Annotated in this window: 19 protein-coding genes; 10 read left to right on the plus strand and 9 right to left on the minus strand. The window is 57.8% G+C overall.

The window, feature by feature from the left end:
* Nucleotides 1-114 precede the first annotated feature (114 nt).
* Entirely contained in the window at nucleotides 115-1,077 is a 963-nt protein-coding gene (locus E8M78_RS01990; protein WP_137133469.1) for a 2-hydroxyacid dehydrogenase, read from the plus strand.
* On the opposite strand, the gene E8M78_RS01995 is transcribed toward E8M78_RS01990, so the two are convergent.
* Nucleotides 1,078-1,839 carry a gamma-glutamyl-gamma-aminobutyrate hydrolase family protein gene (locus tag E8M78_RS01995; RefSeq protein WP_137133470.1) on the minus strand — a complete coding sequence of 254 codons (762 nt, stop codon included), beginning with the start codon at nucleotides 1,837-1,839 and terminating at the stop codon, nucleotides 1,078-1,080.
* 488 nt (nucleotides 1,840-2,327) lie between these two features.
* On the opposite strand from E8M78_RS01995, the gene E8M78_RS02000 reads away from it, so the two are divergent.
* Complete coding sequence (locus E8M78_RS02000; protein WP_137133471.1) at nucleotides 2,328-3,434, plus strand: TRAP transporter substrate-binding protein; 1,107 nt, start codon at nucleotides 2,328-2,330, stop codon at nucleotides 3,432-3,434.
* Between the two features lie 120 nt (nucleotides 3,435-3,554).
* Here the strand turns inward: E8M78_RS02000 and E8M78_RS02005 are convergent, their stop codons facing one another.
* The gene (locus E8M78_RS02005; protein WP_137133472.1) at nucleotides 3,555-5,009 is read right to left on the minus strand and encodes a TRAP transporter large permease subunit; all 1,455 of its coding nucleotides are present in this window, start codon (nucleotides 5,007-5,009) and stop codon (nucleotides 3,555-3,557) included.
* 25 nt (nucleotides 5,010-5,034) lie between these two features.
* The gene (locus E8M78_RS02010; RefSeq protein ID WP_137133473.1) at nucleotides 5,035-5,574 is read right to left on the minus strand and encodes a TRAP transporter small permease subunit; all 540 of its coding nucleotides are present in this window, start codon (nucleotides 5,572-5,574) and stop codon (nucleotides 5,035-5,037) included.
* A gap of 300 nt (nucleotides 5,575-5,874) precedes the next feature.
* Here E8M78_RS02010 and E8M78_RS02015 point away from each other — a divergent pair, with 300 nt between their 5' ends.
* Nucleotides 5,875-6,099, plus strand: coding sequence for an aa3-type cytochrome c oxidase subunit IV (locus E8M78_RS02015; protein ID WP_137133474.1), 225 nt, complete (start codon nucleotides 5,875-5,877; stop codon nucleotides 6,097-6,099).
* An 85-nt stretch (nucleotides 6,100-6,184) separates the two neighbouring features.
* Here E8M78_RS02015 and E8M78_RS02020 read toward each other — a convergent pair whose 3' ends face one another.
* Nucleotides 6,185-7,084: a tetratricopeptide repeat protein gene (locus tag E8M78_RS02020; protein WP_137133475.1), complete on the minus strand. Its 900-nt coding sequence runs from the start codon at nucleotides 7,082-7,084 to the stop codon at nucleotides 6,185-6,187.
* A gap of 117 nt (nucleotides 7,085-7,201) precedes the next feature.
* On the minus strand, nucleotides 7,202-7,429 hold the full coding sequence (rpsU, locus tag E8M78_RS02025) for a 30S ribosomal protein S21 (protein ID WP_062555758.1): 228 nt from the start codon (nucleotides 7,427-7,429) through the stop codon (nucleotides 7,202-7,204).
* Nucleotides 7,430-7,732: 303 nt separating this feature from the next.
* On the opposite strand from rpsU, the gene E8M78_RS02030 reads away from it, so the two are divergent.
* The 6 genes from E8M78_RS02030 to E8M78_RS02055 all read left to right on the plus strand — a co-directional run bounded on the left by E8M78_RS02030 (nucleotide 7,733) and on the right by E8M78_RS02055 (nucleotide 16,373).
* Nucleotides 7,733-8,713 carry a zinc-binding dehydrogenase gene (locus tag E8M78_RS02030; protein ID WP_137133476.1) on the plus strand — a complete coding sequence of 327 codons (981 nt, stop codon included), beginning with the start codon at nucleotides 7,733-7,735 and terminating at the stop codon, nucleotides 8,711-8,713.
* Nucleotides 8,714-8,867: 154 nt separating this feature from the next.
* Entirely contained in the window at nucleotides 8,868-10,121 is a 1,254-nt protein-coding gene (locus E8M78_RS02035) for a sarcosine oxidase subunit beta family protein (RefSeq protein WP_137133587.1), read from the plus strand.
* Between the two features lie 13 nt (nucleotides 10,122-10,134).
* Nucleotides 10,135-10,449: a sarcosine oxidase subunit delta gene (locus E8M78_RS02040; protein ID WP_137133477.1), complete on the plus strand. Its 315-nt coding sequence runs from the start codon at nucleotides 10,135-10,137 to the stop codon at nucleotides 10,447-10,449.
* Entirely contained in the window at nucleotides 10,446-13,403 is a 2,958-nt protein-coding gene (locus E8M78_RS02045; protein ID WP_137133478.1) for a sarcosine oxidase subunit alpha, read from the plus strand. Before E8M78_RS02040 ends, E8M78_RS02045 begins: the two co-directional genes overlap by 4 nt.
* A complete protein-coding gene (locus E8M78_RS02050) occupies nucleotides 13,396-13,941 on the plus strand; it encodes a sarcosine oxidase subunit gamma (RefSeq protein ID WP_137133479.1) in 546 nt (181 codons plus the stop codon). Before E8M78_RS02045 ends, E8M78_RS02050 begins: the two co-directional genes overlap by 8 nt.
* A 344-nt stretch (nucleotides 13,942-14,285) precedes the next feature.
* Nucleotides 14,286-16,373, plus strand: coding sequence for a methyl-accepting chemotaxis protein (locus E8M78_RS02055; protein ID WP_246658195.1), 2,088 nt, complete (start codon nucleotides 14,286-14,288; stop codon nucleotides 16,371-16,373).
* Nucleotides 16,374-16,394: 21 nt separating this feature from the next.
* Here E8M78_RS02055 and E8M78_RS02060 read toward each other — a convergent pair whose 3' ends face one another.
* Both E8M78_RS02060 and glgX read right to left on the minus strand, forming a co-directional pair.
* Nucleotides 16,395-16,883 (minus strand): MaoC family dehydratase, encoded by a 489-nt coding sequence (locus E8M78_RS02060; protein ID WP_137133480.1) that lies wholly within the window; start codon nucleotides 16,881-16,883, stop codon nucleotides 16,395-16,397.
* Between the two features lie 92 nt (nucleotides 16,884-16,975).
* Nucleotides 16,976-18,958, minus strand: a complete 1,983-nt coding sequence (gene glgX / locus E8M78_RS02065) for a glycogen debranching protein GlgX (protein WP_137133481.1) — start codon at nucleotides 18,956-18,958, stop codon at nucleotides 16,976-16,978.
* A gap of 108 nt (nucleotides 18,959-19,066) precedes the next feature.
* Here glgX and E8M78_RS02070 point away from each other — a divergent pair, with 108 nt between their 5' ends.
* Nucleotides 19,067-19,516 (plus strand): SRPBCC family protein, encoded by a 450-nt coding sequence (locus E8M78_RS02070; protein ID WP_137133482.1) that lies wholly within the window; start codon nucleotides 19,067-19,069, stop codon nucleotides 19,514-19,516.
* Between the two features lie 37 nt (nucleotides 19,517-19,553).
* On the opposite strand, the gene E8M78_RS02075 is transcribed toward E8M78_RS02070, so the two are convergent.
* Complete coding sequence (locus E8M78_RS02075; protein WP_137133483.1) at nucleotides 19,554-21,182, minus strand: alpha-D-glucose phosphate-specific phosphoglucomutase; 1,629 nt, start codon at nucleotides 21,180-21,182, stop codon at nucleotides 19,554-19,556.
* A complete protein-coding gene (glgA, locus tag E8M78_RS02080) occupies nucleotides 21,182-22,627 on the minus strand; it encodes a glycogen synthase GlgA (protein ID WP_137133589.1) in 1,446 nt (481 codons plus the stop codon). The genes E8M78_RS02075 and glgA overlap by 1 nt, the downstream gene beginning before the upstream one ends.
* Between the last annotated feature and the right edge of the window lie 55 nt (nucleotides 22,628-22,682).

A 22,682-nucleotide genomic window follows, 5' to 3' on the forward strand; every position in this document is an offset into this window, starting at 1 on the left:
TGCGGGTCGTTTGAGAAAAATTGCGCAGAAACAAACCACATGTGTTTGTTTCTGCGCAATTTCTGACGCAGTATGCGCCACCTCGTCCGGAATCGCACCGATAGGAAATTCATCATGACCGACAACAAGATCACCGTGCTCGTGCCGGGCCGCATGCATCCCCGTGTTCTGGAGCGGTTGGCGCAGGCCTTCGATGTTCTGCAGACGCCTGTCGGTTCTGAAATGCAGATGACGGATGAGCAGAATGCTCGTATTCGCGGTGTGGCGACCGCCAACAAGATGCCGGCGGACTGGATCGATCAACTGCCGAACGTCGAAGTGATTGCGAATTTCGGTGTCGGCTATGACGGGGTGGATGCCAGGCATGCGGCAACCAAAGGTATTCTTGTCACGAACACACCGGACGTTCTGAACGACGAGGTGGCGGATACGACGATCGGCCTCCTCCTGAATACGATCCGCCGTTTGCCGGTAGCCGAAACCTATCTGCGCGAGGGTCGTTGGGAGAAGGAAGGACCGTTTCCGCTCACGCCGCTTTCGCTCAAGAATCGGCATGTCGGCCTTCTGGGATTGGGGCGTATCGGGCTTGAGATTGCCAAGCGGCTGGAGCCCTTCAAGGTTCGCATCAGCTATCATACGCGCACACCGCGCAAGGATGTCAGCTACACCTATGCCTCTTCTGCCGTGGAACTGGCGAAGTCTGTCGATACGCTGATCTCCATCATCCCGGCGACGCCGGAAACGCACAAGATCATCAATGCCGAGGTTCTGGCGGCGCTGGGGCCAAATGGCGTGTTCATCAATGTGGGTCGCGGCACCAGCGTCGATGAAGAGGCGCTCGAGGCCGCTCTGCGCCAAGGCACCATTGCTGCCGCAGGATTGGATGTCTTCTATGACGAGCCGAAGGTTCCGGCCGGATTTTTTGATCTTCCGAACCTATGCATGCTGCCGCATGTCGCTTCGGCATCGGTGCCAACACGCAACGACATGGCCGATCTCGTTGTCGACAACTTGATCAGATGGTTCAACGAGAAGCAGTTGCTGACCGCCGTGCCGGAAACGCCTGTCACGACGTAATCAGGCTTTTGGTCTGCGAGCCGCGTAATCATGTACAGCGGCTCCGAAAGCCTGGAAAAGTGCGCGGGAGGGGCGATCTCCTTCCGCCCAATATTCCGGATGCCACTGAACGCCGACGGCAAAGCCTGTGGCGCCGATCACCGAAACGGCTTCGATGGTGCCATCTTCTGCTTTGGCTTCCACCTGCAGACGAGGGGCTTTTTCGCCGATAGCCTGACGATGCAGCGAATTCACCTGGACTTCTCCGGTCAGACCCAGATAGCGCTCCATGCAGGACCCCTGTTCGATCAGCACCGGCTGGCGGATCGAATACATCTCGTCTCGGCTCTCGACCGGCGGCTTGCGATGATCCCATGTGCCGGGCTGATCCTGAATCTCCCGTGCCAGCGTTCCGCCCAGCGCCACGTTCAGTTCCTGTATGCCCCGGCAGATGGCAAGCAGCGGAATGCCGCGCTCGATCGTCTGGCGAATGAGTTCGAGTGAAGTGGCATCACGGGCGGGATCGAAAGGGCCGTCTGCTTCCGTCCAGTCCGCGCCGTAGAGGGAAGGGTGGACATTCGTGGCCGAGCCCGAGATCAGGACCCCGTCTACCCGATCAAGAACCGTTTTGAGGTCGGCCCCGGTTTCAAGGGCCGGTATGATAACCGGCATACCGTTGGCGACCTTCAGCACGGCGTTGACATATTGCGTCTGGACGGCGTGCCAGTCCGCCTTGTCGAGATGGCGGATATCGGCGGGAATGGCGATGAGCGGCAGGGTCATTGCATACTCCGTATAGAGCCGCATTTTTCACCAGTAGGCCAGCCCGGTGTCAAGCGTCAGACCTTATACCAAATGTCGATGATAGGAACCGATTGCGTGGGACCGGAGACCTGCATCGGTCGAGGATTGCGACAAAGTCGGTTGAGGAAATCCGGCCCATCCAGAGGACCGGGCGCTTTTGGCCTTCGGACGTCGTCGAAAATCTGCGCCGGTCGGATCGGTCCGACTGTGGTTTTCTTCTCGCCGCAAACCAAAATCGCTCCGGCGCAATCGGTCCCTATCATCGACATTTGGTATTAGTGTGCCCTCAACTGCCGAAGTTTTAGCCAACGAGATTACATTAGACGAAAGTATTGTGCTCGTCAGGTCACCAATCACGAAGGAATATTATCCCGACCGCTTGCCAGCGGGCAGACCGCATGTTTACTTCGAACCATGGCCGGTGGAGGGGAAAAAACCGTCGGCGCATCAATAACGGGAGGTACTAAATGGATCGTCGTTCATTCTTCAAAAAGGCAGCTGTAGCCGGTACGGGCGCTGCTGCTGCAACTGCGCTTGCGGCACCTGCCATTGCGCAATCTGCACCAAAGATTACCTGGCGTCTGACATCGTCGTTCCCGAAATCACTGGACACGATTTATGGTGGCGCGGAAGACATAGCCAAGCATGTGGCCGCTGCGACCGATGGGAACTTCACCATCCAGACCTTTGCTGCGGGCGAAATCGTTCCCGGTCTGCAGGCGGCGGATGCCGTTTCTGCCGGAACGGTCGAAATGTGCCACACCTGCTCCTACTACTATGTCGGCAAGGATCCGACGTTCGCGATCGGAACGGCCATTCCTTTCGGCCTCAACCAGCGTCTCACGAACTCCTGGTTCTACGAGGGCAATGGCACGAAGCTTCTGAACGAATTCTACGCGACCCATGGTTTGATCGGCTATATTGCCGGTAACACCGGCGTGCAGATGGGCGGCTGGTTCCGCAAGGAAATCAACACCGTCGACGATTTCAAGGGCGTCAAGATGCGCATTGCCGGTCTCGCCGGTCGCGTGGTCGAGAAACTCGGCGCCGTGCCGCAGCAGATCGCGGGCGGTGATATTTATCCGTCGCTGGAAAAGGGCACCATCGATGCCGCTGAATGGGTTGGTCCCTACGACGATTTCAAGCTCGGCTTCTACAAGGTCGCCAAGTTCTACTACTACCCGGCCTTCTGGGAAGGCGGTCCGGTTATCCACGCCTTCATGAACAAGGCAAAATTCGAGGCTCTGCCGAAGGCCTATCAGGCTGTTCTGCAGGACGCGTGCGCCTTTGCCAACACCAACATGATGGCAAAGTACGACGCCAAGAACCCGGCCGCGATCAAGCAGATCGTTGCCAATGGCACGACGCTTCGCCCCTTCAGCCAACCGATCCTTGAAGCCGCCTTCAACGCCTCCAAGGAAGTCTATGCCGAGATTTCCGCCAAGAACGAATGGTTCAAGAAGATCTATGAAGATCAGGTTGCCTTCAAGAAGGAAGGTTATCTGTGGATGCAGCTTGCTGAATACACCTATGATACCTTCATGATGATCCAGCAGCGTAACGGCAAGCTCTGATCAATTCATCCGTTTTCCAAACGAAACCCGGGGCTTCAACCCCGGGTTTTTTGTTGCCTGTACGAGATATAAAAAAAGGCCCCACCGAGGTGAGGCCTTGATGTCAGGACCCAAGCAATCTCAAGGATTGATCTTGGGTGGCTCGCCAAGGTTTGGCATGGGTGTGCCGAAATTCGGCATGCTTCCACCATCCAGACCACCAATGCTCGGCACATCAATCTTGATGTTGTTGAGATCCGGTGGCGGCGAATGATCCAGCCAGTAAGTAACCGTTTCCGGCCAGAAGATGACGATGGCGACAAGGATCAACTGCATGCAGAGCCACGGGATCGCACCCATGTAGATATCCGAGGTCTTCACACTGCGCGGCGCGATCGAGCGCAGGTAGAAGAGCGCGAAGCCGAAGGGCGGGTGCATAAAGCTTGTCTGCATATTGATGCAGATCAGGACGCCGAACCAGATGAGATCGATACCCAGCGAATTGGCCACGGGCGCCAGCATCGGAATGACGATGAAGGCGATTTCGAAGAAATCGAGGAAAAAGGCCAGGATGAAGATGAAGATGTTGACGAAGATGAGGAAGCCAACAGCGCCGCCCGGCACATGCGAGAGCATGTGTTCAATCCAGAAGCCGCCATTCATGCCCTGAAACACAAGGCTGAAGCAGGTGGCGCCCACCAGGATGAAGACCACCATGGCCGTGATGTGCATGGTTGAATGCATGCCTTGGCGAATGAGATCCCAGGTCAGGCGACGGTGCATTGCGGCGAGACCCATGCCACCGACGACGCCAAGCGCGCCGGCCTCTGTGGGCGTTGCAAGCCCCATGAAGATGGTGCCGAGGACGAGGAAGATGAGGACAATGGAGGGCACCATGCCCGCCAGCACCTTCCAAATTAATTTCATGTCCAATTCACCGCGTGCTTCCAAAGGTAGCGCGGGTATATCTTTTGGACGCACCAAAGACAGGATGAAGATGAACAGGATAAAGATCAGGACTTGCAGGATGGATGGACCGATGGCGCCCAGATACATATCGCCAACCGACTTGCCCAGCTGGTCTGCCAGAACGATCAGAACGAGAGAGGGCGGAATCACCTGCGTAATCGTGCCGGACGCGGCGATAACGCCGGTGGCCAGACGAGGATTGTAGCCGTATTTCAGCATGATTGGCAGGGAGATCACGCCCATGGTGATGACCGATGCCGCGACAGTTCCCGTGATCGCGCCCAGAACGGCACCGACCAGAATAACGGCGTAGGCCAGACCTCCGGGAATTGCCCCGAAGAGTTTGCCCATGCCTTCGAGCAGATCTTCCGCAAGTCCGCACCGTTCCAGGATGGCTCCCATGAAGGTGAAGAACGGAATCGCCAGAAGCAGGTCGTTCGATACTATACCGAAGATGCGAAGCGGAAGTGCCTGCAGAAACGCCTGGTCGAAGTGACCGGTGAAAACGCCGATGACGCCGAAGAAGAGACCGACCGCTGCCAGTGAGAACGCGACCGGAAAACCGTAGAGCATGAAGATGACCATGCCCACGAACATGGCTGGCGGTATAATGCCAAAATCGAACATTGATGATATCCCCCGACGCGTCTGCTTACTGCAGCGGCTTTTCGTATTTTGTATCGATGTCGATAATGCCTTGCAGCCCTGCAATCCGCTTGATCAGTTCGGAAAGGCCCTGCAGAGCGATCAGCGCAAAACCTGCGAAGATGATGAACTTCACGGGCCAGCGGATAAGGCCGCCTGCATTTGACGAGATTTCCATCTGCTGCCAGGAGAGCAAGAAGACCGGCCAGGACAGCCACGCCAGATAAAGGCAGGCCGGGATCAGGAACAGGACAATGCCGATGACGTCGACCCAGAGGCGTGCTCGGGGAGAAATTGCTCCATAGATCAGATCGACGCGAACATGCTCATTGGCGCGCAGCGTATGGGCGGCGCCCATCAGGACGATAAAGGCGAACATGTACCACTGGATTTCGAGCCACGCATTCGAACTGTAGTTGAAGGCATAGCGGATAATGGCGTTGCCAGCGCTGACGAGGCAGCACCCAAGAACCAGATAACCGGCAAACTTGCCGATGACTTCACTGACGCGATCAATGGCGCGACTGATAGCAATGAACGCCTGCATAGGCTCCCCCACCTTATTCTTTGTTATCTTCTCTAAGGCTAAATCGTGAATCGGCGCAACGCTACCTATGTATCGGGGGCTCTCCTTTCCCGATATTTCTTGCTTAGTGATGCGCGATTGCGCAGGAAAGTGTCGTCTGTCAGATTTTCGCGAGCGTATCGCAGATTCACGTCCCGCGCAGCAGACTGCGAAACAGCAAGTCGATTGCGCTTTTTGTGCTTTTTGTGTAGCCATTTATCACAGTAGAGGATTGCGCCTGTATTGCAGGCGCTGGACATCGATGCAGGGGAGAGTTTGAGCATGGATCATCATCACGCAGGACCGGTCGAAACAGGCGCTCCGATGGACTATCGCGAGCACGAAAAGACCTATGATCTGTTCCTCGCCGGTGCCAAGTGGGGCACGATGATGTGTGTTGTGCTGCTGATTGCGATGGTGGCCGGTTTTTACGCCGGTGGCGGGCTGCTTGGTGGAATTCTGGTGTTCTTCATCTTGAACGCTGCCGGTTTCTATCTGCTGCGCTGATTGGAAGTCCTCATTCGCAAGATGAAACGAAGAAGGCCCGGCATCGACCGGGCCTTTTGCTTAAAGTCTGCAAAGTGAGATCTTGTCAGCCCGCGGCAGCCGGGCCACTGCGCGTGCGTGCAGCACCGTCCTGTGCAGGCTTGTAGTTTGGGTCCAGACGAACAGCATGGTTGTAGGACTTGTAGGCGCGCGCCTTGTCGCCGCGGCGCTCATAGACCAGCGCCTGATTCGCCCAGGATTCGGCAATCTTGTCGTTCAGCTCGATGGCATGGTTGAAGTCGGCAAAGGCATTGTCATCGTTGTTCAGCGCGACATAGGATACGCCGCGGCCGTTATAGGGTTCTGGCGAACCCGGAGACAACGAGATGGCCTTGGAGAAGTCTTCGATCGCCTGGGCGTGCTGCCCGCGAACCTGGTAGATCAGACCACGGCCATGCCAGGCGCGACCATCCGTCGTGTCCTGCTGGATTGCGCGGTCGAAATCATTGAAGGCCTCGTTGATGCGGCCAGCCTGACGATAGATGTTCCCGCGTCCGATCAGGGCCACGTCGTAATTCGGGTTGATCTGAAGCGCGGTGTTATAGTCATTTACAGCTTCCGCTGGCTTGCCCATATTACGGTAGACGAGCGCACGGTTCGCATAGGCCTGGAAGAAGCGAGGATTCAGCTGGATTGCGCGGTTGAAATCGTCCACGGCGCGCTTGAACTCACCGGAACGTCCATAGGCCGCGCCGCGAACATTATAGCCTTCCGGATCCTGCGGGTTTGCCTGAATGACTGAAGAGAGGGAGGCAATGTTCTGCTCAGACCCTTGCGCGCGATCAAGACGGATGAGGTCGGTGCTGGTCGTTGTTTCGCAACCAGCCAGCAGCAGTCCGCTGAGCAGCAGCATTGGTCCCGCGATGCGAACCTGCAAGCGGCGATTCGTCTGCCTTGTTTCTGGGGTTGGAAGTTCAGGCGAATTTGCTGCGGTCGTAGCGGCCATCAGGCACAATTCCTCGTGTCTTTACGTGTAAGGCGGCGATCCGGGAAACCAAAAAAAGCGGCGGCGAAAATTCGCCCCCGCCCTTCAATCACGAAATAACGTCGAAAAGACGGCCAATCAGCGGCCGGTGCGACCAGCAGCAACCAGACCTTCACGCTGTGCGCGCTTACGGGCCAGCTTGCGCACGCGGCGCACAGCTTCTGCCTTTTCACGAGCGCGCTTCTGGGAAGGCTTCTCGTAATAATCGCGCATCTTCATTTCGCGGAAGATGCCTTCGCGCTGCATCTTCTTCTTGAGAGCGCGGAGAGCCTGATCAACGTTGTTGTCGCGGACAAGTACCTGCACGTGAATCCCGTTCCTTTGGTTATTCGAGTTAGCCGCCTGACAGCGCAGTACTGAAGGCGAAACAATAGGTTTCCATGGCCGCAGCCATGCGATTGGTGAAGGCACATAACAGAAGGGATTTACGAAGTCCAGCGGGCTTGGCGGCTCCGTTTGCTAAATTGTGCAAAACCCATTGAATCCAGCGGGTCCAGTACTATGCACGGCCCCATCAAGGCTTGATGAAAAAGATGCTGCGATTTGAATTTTAGAAAACAAGGCGCATATACCGGCAGGTTTCAATAACGACAGGACAGGAGAAGCAATATGCAAGGCCTTTCATATTCGGAGTTCGGCAAACCCTCCGATGTGCTCGCGGTTCAGGAGCTTTCCAAGCCGGAACCCGCGGCTGGCGAGGTGCGCCTGCGCATGATTTTGTCTCCGATCCACAATCATGATGTGCTGACGGTCAGCGGCCAATATGGTTACAAGCCGCCGCTTCCGGCTGGGGCCGGTAGCGAAGGTGTGGGCATTGTCGATGCGCTGGGCGAGGGTGTGCAGGGTGTCTCTGTCGGTCAGCGTGTGGTTGCCAGCGGTCTCAAGGGGGCCTGGGCGGAATATGCCATAGCGAAGGGCGCCTCCTGTGTGCCGATGCCAGAGAGCATCGATGATGAAACGGCGGCGCAGCTGATTGCCATGCCCCTGAGCGCTTTGACGCTTCTGGAATTCACCGGTATCCGCGAAGGCCAGTGGCTTATCCAGAATGCTGCCAATGGTGCGGTCGGCAAGGTACTGGCGCAGCTTGCCAAGCCGCGTGGCATTCATGTCATCAACCTTGTGCGCCGTGCTGATGCGGTTGAAGAGCTGAAGGAGCTTGGCATTGAAAACGTTATTGCGACCGATGCGCCGAATTGGAAGGAGACGGTAACGTCGCTGACGGGTACATCGCCAATCGCGGTTGCCATCGATGGTGTGGGCGGAGATGCCTCTGGCGACCTGCTGTCACTTCTGGGCGAGGGTGGCCAACTCATTTCGTTTGGCGTGATGTCAGGCGAAAAGATGCGGATTTCTGCCGGAGATGTCATTTTCAAACAGGCGGTGGTGAAAGGGTTCTGGCTTGCCAAGTTGATGGAAACCATGTCGCGCGAGGATGCCGGTCGCATGATCGGCGAGCTGGTCACGCGGGCTGCCAAAGGCGAGCTTAAGCTTCAGGTCGATGCGGTGTTTGAGCTTGCCGATGCCCCCAAGGCGGTGGATGCTGCTGTAGAGCGCGGACGCAAGGGCAAGGTTTTGCTGCGCCTCTCCTGATCCTTGCGCAATGGATGTCGGGCACACCAACAAATTTGCGTGTGTCGAAACAGATGCCTGTATGCGTCGCAAAGCAACCATTGCGACGCGTCTCGATTTGCGATTTGTATGGCTCCACGACAGGCTATTCCGCCTCAAGGAGCTAAAGGCAGATATGCGCAAATATTCGGTCTTTGCGGTGGCCCGGGAGGCCATGCGCAGCCACAAGGGTTGGGAGCAGCAATGGACTTCTCCCGAGCCGCGTTCTTCTTATGATGTGATTATCATTGGCGCTGGCGGCCATGGTCTGGGTGCTGCCTATTATCTCGCGAAGGAACACGGCATTACCAATGTCGCGGTGATCGAAAAGGGCTGGCTGGGTGGCGGTAATACGGGCCGCAACACCACCATCATCCGCTCCAACTATCTCTACGAAGAGAGCATGGATATCTACGAGCACTCCCTGAAGCTGTGGGAAGGCTTGAGCCAGGATCTCAATTATAACGTCATGTATTCGCCGCGCGGCGTCATGATGCTGTCGCACAACACACATGACATGCAGAGCTTCAAGCGGCACATCAATGCCAACCGGCTCTATGGCATCGACAATGAATGGCTGACGCCGGAAGAGGCGAAGAAGTTCTGTCCGCCGCTCGATATTTCAAAAACAGCAAGGTACCCCATCAATGGTGCGGCGTTGCAGAAGCGCGGTGGCACTGCGCGTCATGATGCGGTTGCCTGGGGCTATGCGCGCGCGGCGTCCGATCGCGGCGTTCACATCATCCAGAACTGCGAAGTCACCGGCATTCGCCGTGGCCCAAATGGCGAAGTCACCGGCGTAGAAACCAATCGCGGCTTCATCGGTGCGCGCAAGATTGGCGTCTCCGCAGCCGGACATTCCTCGGTCGTCATGCAAATGGCGGATGTGCGCGTGCCGCTGACAAGCAATCCGTTGCAAGCTCTGGTGTCTGAGCCGCTGAAGCCGATTTTCCCCTGCGTGGTCATGTCCAACACGGTGCATGCCTATATTTCGCAGTCTGACAAGGGCGAACTGGTGATCGGTGCCGGCACCGACCAGTATCACTCCTATTCGCAGACGGGCGGATTGCAGATCATCACGCATACGCTCGACGCCATTTGCGAGCTTTTCCCGATCTTCCGCCGTGTGAAGATGATGCGCCAGTGGGGTGGCATCACCGATAACACCCCGGATCGTTCCGCCATCCAGAGCGTGACGCCAGTGCCGAACCTCTTCGTCAATTGCGGCTGGGGAACGGGTGGCTTCAAGGCAACGCCTGGTTCTGCAAATCTGTTTGCCTGGCTGATTGCCAAGGGCGAGCCGCATCGTCTGGCGCAAGGGTTGACGCTGGATCGTTTCCGGACCGGACGCCTGATCGACGAAGCGGCTGCCGCCGCCGTCGCGCATTGATAAGGGGACATTCATGCTCTTGATCCATTGCCCCTATTGTGGCGAAAGCCGTTCCGAACTGGAATTCCGCTGGGCGGGCGAAGCGCATATTGCGCGCCCTGAGAACATTGCTGAAATCTCGGATGAAGCCTTTGCGGAGTATTTCTTCATTCGCGACAACACCAAGGGCATCGCCTGGGAACGCTGGCGGCACATTCATGGCTGCGGGCGCTTCTTCAATACGATTCGCGATACTGTCAGCGACAAGTTCCTGTTGAGCTACAAGGCCGGCCTTCCGCGTCAGCCGGTTCCGGGCGCCTCCGAAACTGTGGAAGGAGATGCGGCATGACGTCTCATCGCATCAAGGGTGCCGGACGGCTGACGCCTGCCCGCAAGGCGCGTTTTACCTTCGACGGCAAGATTTATACGGCGCTGGAAGGCGATACCGTCGCCTCTGCGCTTCTGGCGAATGGCGTGCATCTCATGGGCCGGTCGTTCAAGTATCACCGTCCTCGCGGAGTTCTGTCTGCTGGTGCGGAAGAGCCGAATGCGCTTCTGGATGTGGCGCGCGACAGTGCACGCCGTCAGCCCAATGTGCGCGCGAGTGTGCAGGAGGTCTTCGACGGTGCGATCATCCAGTCGCAGAACCGCTGGCCGTTCCTGTCGTTCGATATCGGCGGCATCAACAATCTGCTTTCGCCATTCTTCGCGGCAGGCTTTTACTACAAGACGTTCATGTGGCCGCGCGAAGCCTGGGCGAAGCTCTATGAGCCGATCATCCGTCGGGCTGCCGGTCTGGGTGTTGCGCCGAAGGAAGAGGACCCGGATCATTACGCCAACCGCTTTGCCCATTGCGATGTGCTGGTGGCCGGTGCCGGTGCGGCAGGCCTGACGGCGGCACTTTCCGCGGCTGAAACCGGAGCGCAAGTCATTCTGGCCGATGAGCGGGCGGAGGTTGGCGGTGCACTTCTGTTCGACACGGGAACCGTGATCGACGGCAAGCCGGGTTACGACTGGGCGCAAGGCGTTCTCGCCAAGCTAAAAGCCATGCCGAATGTGCGCGTGCTGACGCGCACCACCGTGTTTGGCTACTATAATCACAATTTCATCGGCCTTGCGGAGCGGGTGACGGATCACCTGCCGCGCCCGGACAAGTCTCTCCCGCGTGAACGCTTGTGGCAGGTGCGAGCGAAAAAGGTGGTGCTGGCAACCGGCGCAATCGAGCGCCATATGGTCTTTGCCAATAACGACCGTCCCGGCATCATGCTTGCTTCGGCGGCTCGCATGTACCTCAACCATTACGGTGTTGCCGTCGGCTCGAAGGTCGGCGTCTACACGGCTCATGACAGCGCCTATGAAGCAGCCTTCGACCTCAAGCGCGCCGGTATCGACGTCGTTTCCATTGTCGATTGTCGTGCCAAGCCAAGTGAAGCACTGCTTGCCGCTGCGCGCAATCTGGGAATTGAGGTGCTGTCCGGCTATTCGGTCGTCAATACGTCAGGGCGGCTTCGCATTTCCTCGATGACGGTGGCGCGCAACGGCTCTACCAACCATCGCAAGATCCCGGTCGATGCGCTTCTGATGTCCGGCGGCTGGACGCCTTCGGTGCATCTCTTCTCGCAGTCGCGCGGCAAGCTGAAGTTCGACGTCGAGAACCAGCGCTTCCTGCCAAATGTCTATGCGGAGAACTGCGTTTCAGTCGGAGCCTGCAACGGAACCGATGACATCGGTGCGCTTCTGGCAGAAGCGGCATCGGCAGGCGGCTGCTCTTTGAGCCTCTCTGGCGAAAGTGCCTATGGCTGGACGGGCGGCATGATCGGCGCTGCCGAAGGGGCAGGCCCGGATACGGCGGTCAAGGCTTTCGTGGATTTCCAGCACGACGTGACGGCGAAGGATATTCGCCTTGCCGTGCGCGAAGGCATGCATTCCATCGAGCACATCAAACGCTTCACCACCAATGGCATGGCATCCGATCAGGGCAAGCTGTCCAACATGCATGGTCTGGCGATTGCGGCGGAGATGCTGGGCAAGGATATTCCGCAGGTGGGCCTCACCACCTTCCGTGCGCCCTACACGCCGGTGACTTACGGCACGCTGATTGCCCATTCGCGTGGCGACCTGTTCGATCCTGCCCGCAAGACGCCGCTGCATACCGAACTGGTGGCCGCAGGTGCGGAGTTCGAGGATGTCGGCAACTGGAAGCGTGCCTGGTATTTCCCTCGCCGTGGCGAGGACATGCATGCCGCGGTCAACCGCGAGTGCCGGACGGCGCGTGAGGTGGCTGGTATCTTCGACGCTTCCACGCTCGGCAAGATCGAGGTGGTCGGTCCGGATGCGGCGAAGTTCCTGAACCTCATGTACACCAATGCCTGGGACAATCTGAAGCCCGGCAAATGCCGCTATGGCATCATGACGCGCGAAGACGGCTTCATCTATGATGACGGCGTTGTCGGTCGTCTGGCTGAGGACCGCTTCCACGTGACGACGACCACGGGTGGTGCGCCGCGCGTGCTGCATCACATGGAAGATTATCTCCAGACCGAGTTCCCGGATCTCAAGGTGTGGCTCACCTCTACCACCGAGCAATGGGCGGTGATTGCCGTGCAGGGTCCGAAGGCGCGCGAAATCATTGAGCCGCTGGTGGAGGGTCTCGACCTTTCCAATGAGGCCTTCCCGCATATGAGCGTCGCGGAATGCACGGTCATGGGTGTTCCGGCGCGGCTGTTCCGCGTTTCGTTTACCGGTGAAATCGGTTTCGAAGTCAACGTACCTGCCGATTATGGTGCTTCCGTCTGGAAGGCCATCTGGGAGCGTGGCGAGGCTTTGGGTGCCTGCCTCTATGGCACGGAAACCATGCACGTGCTGCGCGCCGAGAAGGGCTATATCATCGTTGGACAGGATACGGATGGAACCGTGACTCCGGATGATGCCGGTTATGGCTGGGCCGTTTCGAAGAAGAAGACGGATTTCGTCGGCATTCGCGGCTTAAAGCGCCCGGATCTGATCCGCTCTGGCCGCAAACAACTGGTCGGGCTGTTGACGCAGGATCTGACGGAGGTGCTGGAAGAGGGTGGTCAGATCGTCGCCGATCCGAACGAGCCCAAGCCCATGACCATGCTGGGCCATGTCACTTCTGCCTATTGGTCGGAAAACCTCGGTCGCTCGATCGCTATCGCATTGGTCGCGGATGGGCGCGCGCGGATGGGCCAGACCGTCTATATTCCGATGAAAGACAAGACCATTGCCGCAACCGTGACGGATATGGTGTTCTTCGACAAGGAAGGGGGCCGTATCCATGGCTGATCTTGCAATCCGCAACCGCCCGCTGGCCGGTGTTCATGGCGGCTCGGCAACTGTGCGGCTAACGCCTGCCGATGCGGCGCATCGCATTTCGCTGCGCGCAGGACAGGACGCCGTGCCTGCTCTTTCATCGGCACTTGGGTTGAGCTTGCCGACGAACCCAAAGACCTCGTCGTCTTCCGGCTCACGTATGGCGCTCTGGTTGGGGCCGGACGAATGGCTGGTGATTGACGAAGGCGAGGGCGGGCTTATGCAGGCTGCCGCCTCTTCCGGCACCGTTCATTCGGCAACGGATGTCTCTCACCGCAACACCGCGATCTTGATTGAGGGGCCTGGTACCTCCGCCGCTCTAAATGGAGGTTGCCCGCTGGATTTTTCCTTGAAGGCTTTCCCGGTTGGTGCCTGTGCACGCACACTGTTCGGCAAGATCGAAGTCGTCATCTTGCGCACCAGCGAAGAGAGCTTCCGGCTGGAATGCTGGCGCTCGTTTTCCGAATATGCTTTCGGCCTTCTGCGCGACACTGCGCTGGACGTCGATTGAAAGCCGCAGCCTCATGAGGTCAGCCGACTTCGTGAGGCCTTTACTTATTCCATAACCATAATATTCAAAAACTCTACTATTTTCTATTGTCTTAACTGCGCTTTATCTAAAGTAAAATTTTATTTTTAATAATTAGTTGTTTACTAGTGTTGAGCATATTTCTTCCATCATAGGTAGATGACTTCGGTCGGTAGCCATGGCGCAGAAGCAAAGCATTACCTGAGTGATCTCATCAGGTGCTTTTTCTCTGTATGGCGGCCTGCGAGCCTTGCGGTTCTCGAATGACTGAAAACTCTGCAAGTAATTGGCCGGGGGGCTTACTTAAATGATGGGGAGAGCAAATCATGTTGCGTAGATTATCAATCCGGGCGCGCACATGGATTATGGCGATTGGTTCGCTTGCCGGTATGCTGGCCGTTGCAACCTTCTTTGGTGAAAGCTTCAGGCATCAGGACCACGCCAACGCTCTCCTCCTGCTGCAACAAAATCTTGCCAACGATGTTGTGGGCGCGAAGATGACCTTCGAAGAGCTCAAGCTGGAGGCCAGTCGGTACATCGGCTCGCCAAAGCCCGCCGGTGTTCCAACCTTTCAGAAACGAGCCGGAGAGCTTGAATCCGAGATTGGCACTGTGCTCAGGAAACCAGAGATGCCGCCTGCCCAGGCTACGCAGTTGCAGGCTCTGCTGCAGGATATCCAAGGTTATAAGGCATTGTTCGGACAAGTCACCCAGACGCGACAAAATCTGGGTTATGATCAGGACAGCGGGCTACAGGGCAAGCTCAGAAACTCCATCCACTCCATCGAAAAAGCTCTCAACGATAAGACAGATCCTCGCATCAAGATTGCCATGCTGACCGCAAGGCGAAACGAGAAGGACTTCATCCTTCGCCGCGACGAGAAATATGTAAAAGCCGTTGAGCAGACGGTCGCGGCAATGGCCGCATTTCCCTCCTCGGCCTACGGCGTATCGGCGGATGAGAACGTTACCAATATGCTGAATTCCTACTGGAACGCGTTCAAGGATTATGCGCAGCTCATGTCTGTTGAGCAGCGGCAGATTGCGGATCTTGTGCAGTTGGAGGCGCGCCTGAGCCCGAAGTTCGAAGAGGTTGCCAATGCAATTGTCGAATTCCGGAAGGCTGCCGAACAGAAGGCCGCAGAGGATGCCGACTTCCGCTTCAAGTTCCTGACCAGTGGTCTTGCAGTCCTCTGCTGCATCCAGCTTGTCCTGGCGACGGCCGTCAGACGGTCAATCGCCCAGCCTCTCGATGGCTTGACGAATGCAATGGGCGAGCTTGCCAAGGGGCGGCTCGACGTTGTGATCCCTGAGAAGAACTCTGGCCACGAATTGGGCCGTATGGCGGAAGCCATGGAGATTTTCCGGCGCAATGCTCTGGCGAACCAGGAATTGGAAAAAGATGCCACTGCCCAGCGTGCTGCTGTGGAAGAAAGCCGCCAGGAAAACGAGGTGCAGGCCCGGGACCGGGCCGTGCGGATGCAGCAGGCTACTTCGGCGCTTGGGAAAGGGCTGCATGAGCTCGCTAGCGGCAACCTTCTCTACACGATTGATACGCCGCTGACCGCAGAATTCGAACAACTGCGCGCAGACTTCAACCGGTCAATCAGGCAGCTGGCGGAAACTCTCTCCACCGTTGCCGGGGCTGCCTTCGTGATTGATGGCGGGGCGAGGGAAATCAGCGTCAGCGCCAGCGATCTTTCAAACAGAACGGAACAGCAGGCTGCATCCCTTGAGGAAACGGCCGCGGCACTGGATGAGATTACCGCCAACGTGAAGAGCTCCACGCACCGTGTGCAGGAGGCGCAGGCGGTCGCTGTCGAAGCTCAGGCCAGCGTTGCGGAGTCCAGTCAGGTTCTTGATCGTATGACGGAGGCCATGCGCCTTATCGAAAGCTCATCGCAGCAGATCACAAGCATCATCGGTGTAATCGACGAGATTGCCTTCCAGACAAACCTGCTTGCCCTGAATGCCGGTGTTGAAGCGGCGCGCGCAGGCGAGGCAGGGCGTGGCTTTGCGGTGGTTGCGCAGGAGGTGCGTGAACTGGCCCAGCGTTCATCCAAGGCGGCTGGCGAGATCCGTCAGTTGATTGGCCAGTCCGGTACCTACGTCCGGGGTGGTGTCACGCTCGTTGCCGATACAACGCAGGCGCTCCAGACGGTGGAGGCGCATATCCGCCTGATCAACGATCATATGCGGTTCATCTCCAATGCAGCGACCGAGCAATCAACAGGTCTTGCGGAGGTTAATACTGCGGTGAACCAGATGGACCAGGTCACACAACGCAATGCCGCGATGGTGGAAGAGGCGACGGCCGCCAGCGCCATGTTGGCCAGCGAAAGCGAGCGGTTGCGCACCCTGATTTCCGGCTTCCAACTGGACAGTGGCTCCGGCGCTCGGCGGCATGCAGCCTGAAGCATTTGATAGCTTCAGGCCTCAGATATCCTGAGGCCTGTCTTTGGGATCGAATTGAACGATGGTCAGCCATGTTCCAGAAATGGCTGGCTTTCGTTCGTTCTCGATCTCAACCGTCACGTCATAGCTCGTCATCAGCATATTGGCTCCGCGATACCGCGCTTCCTTCAGCACGAATTTTCCCCTCACGCGCCGACCGACCCGCACGGGTGAGCCGAAACGGACCTTGTCGAAGCCGTAGTTCAGGCCCATCGTCTGCTCGCGGATCTTAGGAAGTGCCGAATAATTCATGGCGGACAGCAGGGAGAGTGTGAGAAAGCCATGCGCTATGGTTTCTCCGAAGGGGCTTTCCTTTGCCGCTCTTTCCGGGTCGGTGTGGATGAACTGCTGGTCCAGCGTAGCATCGGCAAACTGGTTGATCATCGTCTGGTCGACAGTGATCCAGTCGGACACGCCGATTTCCTGTCCAATCAGGGCAGGGACGTCTTTCAGTGAAATGATTTTAGTCATTCTGTTCCTATCGGACAATAGACTTCATATCTGGAGGGTCGCTTTGCAATAATCAAACGATCCTCTGCGAATTTCAGGGGCGCCAGCATTTATCAGCAGAGCCTCTTATACTGTTCCACTTTATGCTCCTGTGACACCAGCCAGGTTACCGAACGCGGAGCAAACCCTTCTTCGGGCTGTGGGCGATCGCCCAGCAGCTCATTCCATGTGCCGTCCGGCAGGCAGATCTGCCGAACCTCGCTCGAGCGATTGAAGACGACGGCCAGTTGCACATTCGCTTGCGTGTCACCATCCAGAGTCTGCAGCAGCATGGTCAGTTGCGTACGCGCCGGCTGCTCCCAATCGGCTATGGTCATTGGTTCGCCCAGTTCGTTCAGCCAGGTGATGTCGCCGTTCCCGTGAAAGAAGTCGAGATCGGCAAAGGCTGAGAAGCGGCGGCGAATGGTGGCCAGCTCGGCGGTATGCGCCAGCAACTCCTCATCGAGCGTCGTCCAGTCCAGCCAGGTGATCTCGTTATCCTGCGCATAGGCATTGTTATTGCCCTGCTGGCTGCGCCCACCCTCATCGCCCGCCGTCAGCATGATAGTGCCGCGCGTTGAAAACAGGGTGGACAGAAGCGCCTTCACATCGCGTTTGCGCCCTGACACCACGGCGGAGAGAGGGGTTGCGCCCTCGATACCATTGTTCCACGAGTGGTTTTCGTTGTGGCCATCACGATTGTCCTCGCCATTGGCCTCGTTGTGCTTGTGGGCATAGGAAACGAGATCCATCAGCGTGAACCCGTCATGGGCTGCGATGAAGTTGACGGTGCGGGTCTCAGTCTCTCCGTGGCGGGAAAAGATTTCCGACGAGCCAGCCAGAGCATTGGCAAGGGTTCCCGTTTTTGAAGGATCGCCACGCCAATAGCAGCGCATGTCGTCGCGAGCGCGGTCGTTCCATTCGAGAAACGGCGCCGGGAAATTGCCGAGTTGATAGCCGCCTGGTCCGATGTCCCAGGGTTCGGCAATGAGGATCCGGTCAGCCAGAACCTCGTCTTGCGTGATTGCCAGCAGCGTATCGCTATGGCGGGAAAAACCGTCGTGGCTGCGGCCCAGAATGGTGCCAAGATCGAAACGGAACCCATCGACGCCTGCGTTCAGCACGAAATGGCGAAGGGTGTCGACAATCATTCGCCGAACGGTCGGGTGGTCGCAGGCGACTGTGTTGCCGGTGCCCGTATCGTTGATCAACGCCCCCGCATTGTCCGGGTGATGCCGGTAAAAGGTCGGGTTATCCAGACCCCGGAAGCTCAGGGTCGCGCCGTAGCGATCGCTTTCGCCGGTGTGATTGAAGACCAGATCGAGGATGACGCCGATGCCATTGCGATGCAGTTCCGCAACCGTTTCGCCAAGTTCCGCCATGCCACCGGGAGCAAGCCGTGGATCGAGCGCCATGAAGGTGACGGGATTGTAGCCCCAGCCATTGGTCAGCCCAAGCGGCGGCAGATGCCGCTCATCAATCCAGGCGGTGATTGGCAGAAGCTCGACCGCATCGACACCAATGCGTTTCAGGTGCGCGATGACGGAGGGATGTGAAAGGGCCTTCAGCGTGCCGCGTTCATGCTGCGGCACATCCGGGTGCTGCATGGTGAATGGGCGCACGCCAAGCTCATAGATCAGGCCACCCTTGCGAAACACTGGCGGCTTTTGCGAAATCGCATGGTCTGCCCGCACGACCGCCTTGGGAACGAGATCAACCGTATCGAAGCCGAATTGTGAAAGACGTTGATCGTGGCGGTAGGGTCGATCCAGTTCCTTGGCATAGGGGTCGACCAGCAGTTTTGACGGATCGAACCACAGCCCGCGATCTGGATCGTAGCGACCGGAAGCGCGCAAGCCATAACGGGTGCCTTCTGCAAGACCCGGAACGGCAAGGGTGAACCGGCCATAGCCTTGTGGCGTCATCGCCAATCTTTGGAGTTCCTGCCGTCCCGTATCGTCGAAGATGCAGACCTCCACGCCTTCGGCATGGGTAGACTGGACTGCGAAGGTAACGCCATCTGCGGTCAGGATTGCGCCCAGAAAAGAATGCTGCATGCGGCTTCCAGTTCTTCGAGAAACTGCCATAGTATTAGTATAAACTTACGCACGCAGGGTGCGCGTCATACGCATCTTGCACAGTTCGACAGTTTTGGGGAGGAAAACATGCCATCGACCATTCGCCTGCATCGTGTGCTCAAGGCGCCAGTGGACCGAGTCTTTCGTGCGTTTACGAATGCCGACGCCATGGTGAAATGGAATCCGCCGCATGGCTTTACGGCGCGGATGCATGAATTCGAGCCGGAGGAGGGCGGCATTTTTCGCATGTCTTTCACCAATTTTGCGACGGGTGAAACGCATACCTTCGGTGGCAAGTACCTGGAATTCGTTGAGAACAAGCGACTTCGCTATACAGACCAGTTCGATGATCCGAACCTGTCGGGCCAGATGGAAACGGTGGTGGAGTTCAAGGAGACACCGATGGGGACGGAACTCACCATCGTGCAGGCAGGTATCCCCGATCCGATTCCGGAAGCGGCCTGCTATCTTGGCTGGCAGGAATCACTTGCTCTGCTGACGCTTCTCGTGGAGCCGGAGATTCGGCAGCCCTCATAGGGGAAGGGCACCGGTTAAGCGGTGCCCTCCTGTTCGATCAGGTTATAACGGTTGGCGCGTCGCGGCCCGTGCGCTTTCTGATTTCTGCAATCTCGTCGGCAACGGCAATCAGGTCCGCCAGGGCCGCCTGCGTTTCGATGTTGTGGCGAGATGCATCTGGCTCATAGCGTTCCACATAAAGGCGAAGTGTGGCACCGGATGTGCCGGTGCCGGAGAGCCTGAAGACAACGCGGCTGCCACCTTCGAACAGCACGCGGATGCCCTGGTTTTTTGACACCGAACCATCCACCGGATCGTTATAGGCAAAGTCATCTGCTGCCTCGACCTTCAGTGCGCCGAAGCTCTGGCCGGGCAGGGAGCTGAGTTTTTCGCGAAGCGCAGCAACCAGACCGTTGGCGGCGTCCGTATCCACTTCTTCGTAATCGTGGCGCGAATAGTAGTTGCGGCCATATTCCGCCCAATGGGCCTCGACGATTTCCTTCACGCTCTTCTTCTTGGCGGCAATGATGTTCAGCCAGAAGAGAACCGCCCAGAGACCGTCCTTTTCGCGCACGTGGTTGGAGCCGGTACCGAAGCTTTCTTCGCCGCAGACGGTTGCCTTGCCAGCATCCAGCAGGTTGCCAAAGAACTTCCAGCCGGTTGGCGTTTCATACATGCCAATGCCGAGCTTTTCGGCGACGCGGTCAGCGGCAGCGCTGGTTGGCATGGAGCGGGCAATACCGGCAATGCCATCCGCATATCCCGGCGCGCATGTGGCATTTGCGGCGATGATGGCCAGGCTGTCGGATGGGGTGACGAACATGCCCTTGCCGACAACCATGTTACGGTCACCGTCACCATCGGATGCTGCGCCGAAATCCGGACCATCCGCGCTCATCACGCCGTCATAGAGCTCTTTGGCGTGAACGAGGTTCGGGTCCGGGTGGTGATGGCCGAAGTCGGGAAGCGGCACCTCGTTGCGAACCGAACCGGCTGGCGCGCCAAGCCGCTTCTCCAGAATCTCCACCGCATAGGGACCGGTGACGGCGCTCATCGAATCGATCACCACGCGGAAGCCGGAGCCGATCAGGCTGTGGATGGCGCTGAAGTCGAACAGGCTTTCCATCAGGTCGGCATAGTCCTTCACCGGGTCGATGACTTCCACCGCCAGATCGCCCAGTGCGTAAAGGCCGACAGTGTCGAGGTCTATGTCGGCCTCGTCGAGGATCTTGTAGGTGTCGATCACCTTGGTGCGGGCAAAGATCGCATCGGTGATTTTTTCCGGCGCCGGACCACCATTGCCGATATTATACTTGATACCGAAGTCTTCCGTCGGGCCGCCGGGATTGTGGCTGGCCGACAGCACGATGCCGCCGAAGGCGCCATATTTGCGGATGACATGCGACGCGGCAGGCGTCGACAAGATTCCGCCTCTGCCGACCATGACCTTGCCGAAGCCATTGGCGGCAGCCATTTTCAGGGCCTTTTGAATGACTTCGCGGTTGTAGTAGCGGCCATCGCCACCGATCACCAGCGTCTTGCCCTCAAAGCCCTCCAGGCTGTCGAAGATCGACTGAATGAAGTTCTCGGCATAGTTTTCCTGCGCGAACACCGGCACCTTCTTGCGCAGGCCGGACGTGCCCGGTTTCTGGTCCTGATAGGGCGTGGTCGAGACGGTTTTGATCATCAATGCGAACCTTTCGGTAGAAGGCTGGAATATAGGTCTGCGTAAAGCCCGGCACTCTTCTCCCAACTCACGTCGGATTTCATGCCCTGCTTCTGGATCTGGGTCCATGTCTTTGTGTCGCCATAAAGGCGCACGGCGCGACGAAGCGCCCGCTTGAAGTTTTCCAAGGTCACGGGGCCAAATGTCACGCCCGTTGCTGATTTGGCCGCAACGGCGGCCGGGTTGGCATCAATGACGGTATCGTTCAGCCCACCTGTGCGGGAAACCACCGGCACGCAACCGTAGCGAAGGCCATAGAGTTGTGTCAGGCCACAGGGCTCGAACCGCGAGGGGATGAGAATGGCATCCGATCCGGCCTGCATCAGGTGCGAAAGCGGTTCGTCATAGCCTACCCGAATGCCAATGCGGCCCGGATGACGGCTGGCCGCGGCCTGAAGTGCATGGACCAGTTCGGCATCACCGGAACCGAGAACCGCAAGCTTGCCGCCCATGGCTACCAGATCGTCAGCAGCCTGTGCAATCAGATCCACACCCTTCTGCCAGGTCAGCCGGGAAATGACACAGAAGAGTGGTGCTTCGTCATCCACAAGCCCGAATTGCGCTTCCACGGCCCGCTTGTTCTGTCGACGCGCCTTGAGATCGCTGGCGGTAAAATGATTCTGAAGATCCTTGTCCGACTGCGGATTCCACACGTCGATATCAATACCGTTGACGATACCATGCAGATCGCTCACGCGACGATTGAGCAGCCCCTCCATGCCCATACCAAAGTCCGGAGTCAGGATTTCCTCCGCGTAAGACGGGCTGACAGTGGTCACCGCCCAGGCGGTCTGGATGCCGGCCTTCAGGTAACCCACCTTATTATAGTATTCCACACCTTCGACGTCGAAGGCATGGGCAGGAAGTCCAAGCTGCGGGAAGATATCGGCGTTGAAATTGCCCTGAAACGCAATGTTGTGAATGGTCATCACGCTGGGGATCGCAGGCGCTTCGGAAAAGCGGAGATAGGCGGGAACGAGGCCAGTCTGCCAGTCATGGATATGCACGAGATCCGGTTTCCAGCCGGGCATATGGCCAGCCGCGATTTCGGCGCCAGCTTTTGAGAGAGCCGCGAAACGTCGCCAGTTATCGAAGTGATCATGCCCATTCGTATCGAGATAGGGCCCGCCCGCCCGGTCGAAAAGGGCGGGGCAATCCAGAATCAGGAGATCGAGACCGGCCACCTTTGCTTCCAGCACATCGGCATGAACACCAAGCAGATCCTCAAACGTCATGCGAATCGCAACATCGCGCAGCGCCCCCATGACCGCCGGATAGCCTGGGATCAATGTCTTCATCTCAATGCCGAGCTTGCCCAGAGCCAGCGGCAATGCACCCGCCACATCGGCCAGACCGCCTGTTTTCACCAGCGGATAGACCTCCGAGGCAACCGACAGAACCTTCATGCCCATCACCTTCTCCCCCCATGCCGTGGCACGATGAAGTGCTCGCTCCATCGTG

This window comes from Rhizobium sp. FKY42, from assembly GCF_005222835.1.
GTDB lineage: Bacteria > Pseudomonadota > Alphaproteobacteria > Rhizobiales > Rhizobiaceae > Neorhizobium.

Excerpts from the sequence above, each read along its gene's own strand:
- E8M78_RS01990 (WP_137133469.1), top strand. The coding sequence starts at position 115 with ATGACCGACAACAAGATCACCGTGCTCGTGCCGGGCCGCATGCATCCC.
- E8M78_RS01995 (WP_137133470.1), bottom strand. The coding sequence starts at position 1,839 with ATGACCCTGCCGCTCATCGCCATTCCCGCCGATATCCGCCATCTCGAC.
- E8M78_RS02000 (WP_137133471.1), top strand. The coding sequence starts at position 2,328 with ATGGATCGTCGTTCATTCTTCAAAAAGGCAGCTGTAGCCGGTACGGGC.
- E8M78_RS02005 (WP_137133472.1), bottom strand. The coding sequence starts at position 5,009 with ATGTTCGATTTTGGCATTATACCGCCAGCCATGTTCGTGGGCATGGTC.
- E8M78_RS02010 (WP_137133473.1), bottom strand. The coding sequence starts at position 5,574 with ATGCAGGCGTTCATTGCTATCAGTCGCGCCATTGATCGCGTCAGTGAA.
- E8M78_RS02015 (WP_137133474.1), top strand. The coding sequence starts at position 5,875 with ATGGATCATCATCACGCAGGACCGGTCGAAACAGGCGCTCCGATGGAC.
- E8M78_RS02020 (WP_137133475.1), bottom strand. The coding sequence starts at position 7,084 with ATGGCCGCTACGACCGCAGCAAATTCGCCTGAACTTCCAACCCCAGAA.
- E8M78_RS02030 (WP_137133476.1), top strand. The coding sequence starts at position 7,733 with ATGCAAGGCCTTTCATATTCGGAGTTCGGCAAACCCTCCGATGTGCTC.
- E8M78_RS02035 (WP_137133587.1), top strand. The coding sequence starts at position 8,868 with ATGCGCAAATATTCGGTCTTTGCGGTGGCCCGGGAGGCCATGCGCAGC.
- E8M78_RS02040 (WP_137133477.1), top strand. The coding sequence starts at position 10,135 with ATGCTCTTGATCCATTGCCCCTATTGTGGCGAAAGCCGTTCCGAACTG.
- E8M78_RS02045 (WP_137133478.1), top strand. The coding sequence starts at position 10,446 with ATGACGTCTCATCGCATCAAGGGTGCCGGACGGCTGACGCCTGCCCGC.
- E8M78_RS02050 (WP_137133479.1), top strand. The coding sequence starts at position 13,396 with ATGGCTGATCTTGCAATCCGCAACCGCCCGCTGGCCGGTGTTCATGGC.
- E8M78_RS02055 (WP_246658195.1), top strand. The coding sequence starts at position 14,286 with ATGTTGCGTAGATTATCAATCCGGGCGCGCACATGGATTATGGCGATT.
- E8M78_RS02060 (WP_137133480.1), bottom strand. The coding sequence starts at position 16,883 with ATGACTAAAATCATTTCACTGAAAGACGTCCCTGCCCTGATTGGACAG.
- glgX (WP_137133481.1), bottom strand. The coding sequence starts at position 18,958 with ATGCAGCATTCTTTTCTGGGCGCAATCCTGACCGCAGATGGCGTTACC.
- E8M78_RS02070 (WP_137133482.1), top strand. The coding sequence starts at position 19,067 with ATGCCATCGACCATTCGCCTGCATCGTGTGCTCAAGGCGCCAGTGGAC.
- E8M78_RS02075 (WP_137133483.1), bottom strand. The coding sequence starts at position 21,182 with ATGATCAAAACCGTCTCGACCACGCCCTATCAGGACCAGAAACCGGGC.
- glgA (WP_137133589.1), bottom strand. The coding sequence starts at position 22,627 with ATGAAGGTTCTGTCGGTTGCCTCGGAGGTCTATCCGCTGGTGAAAACA.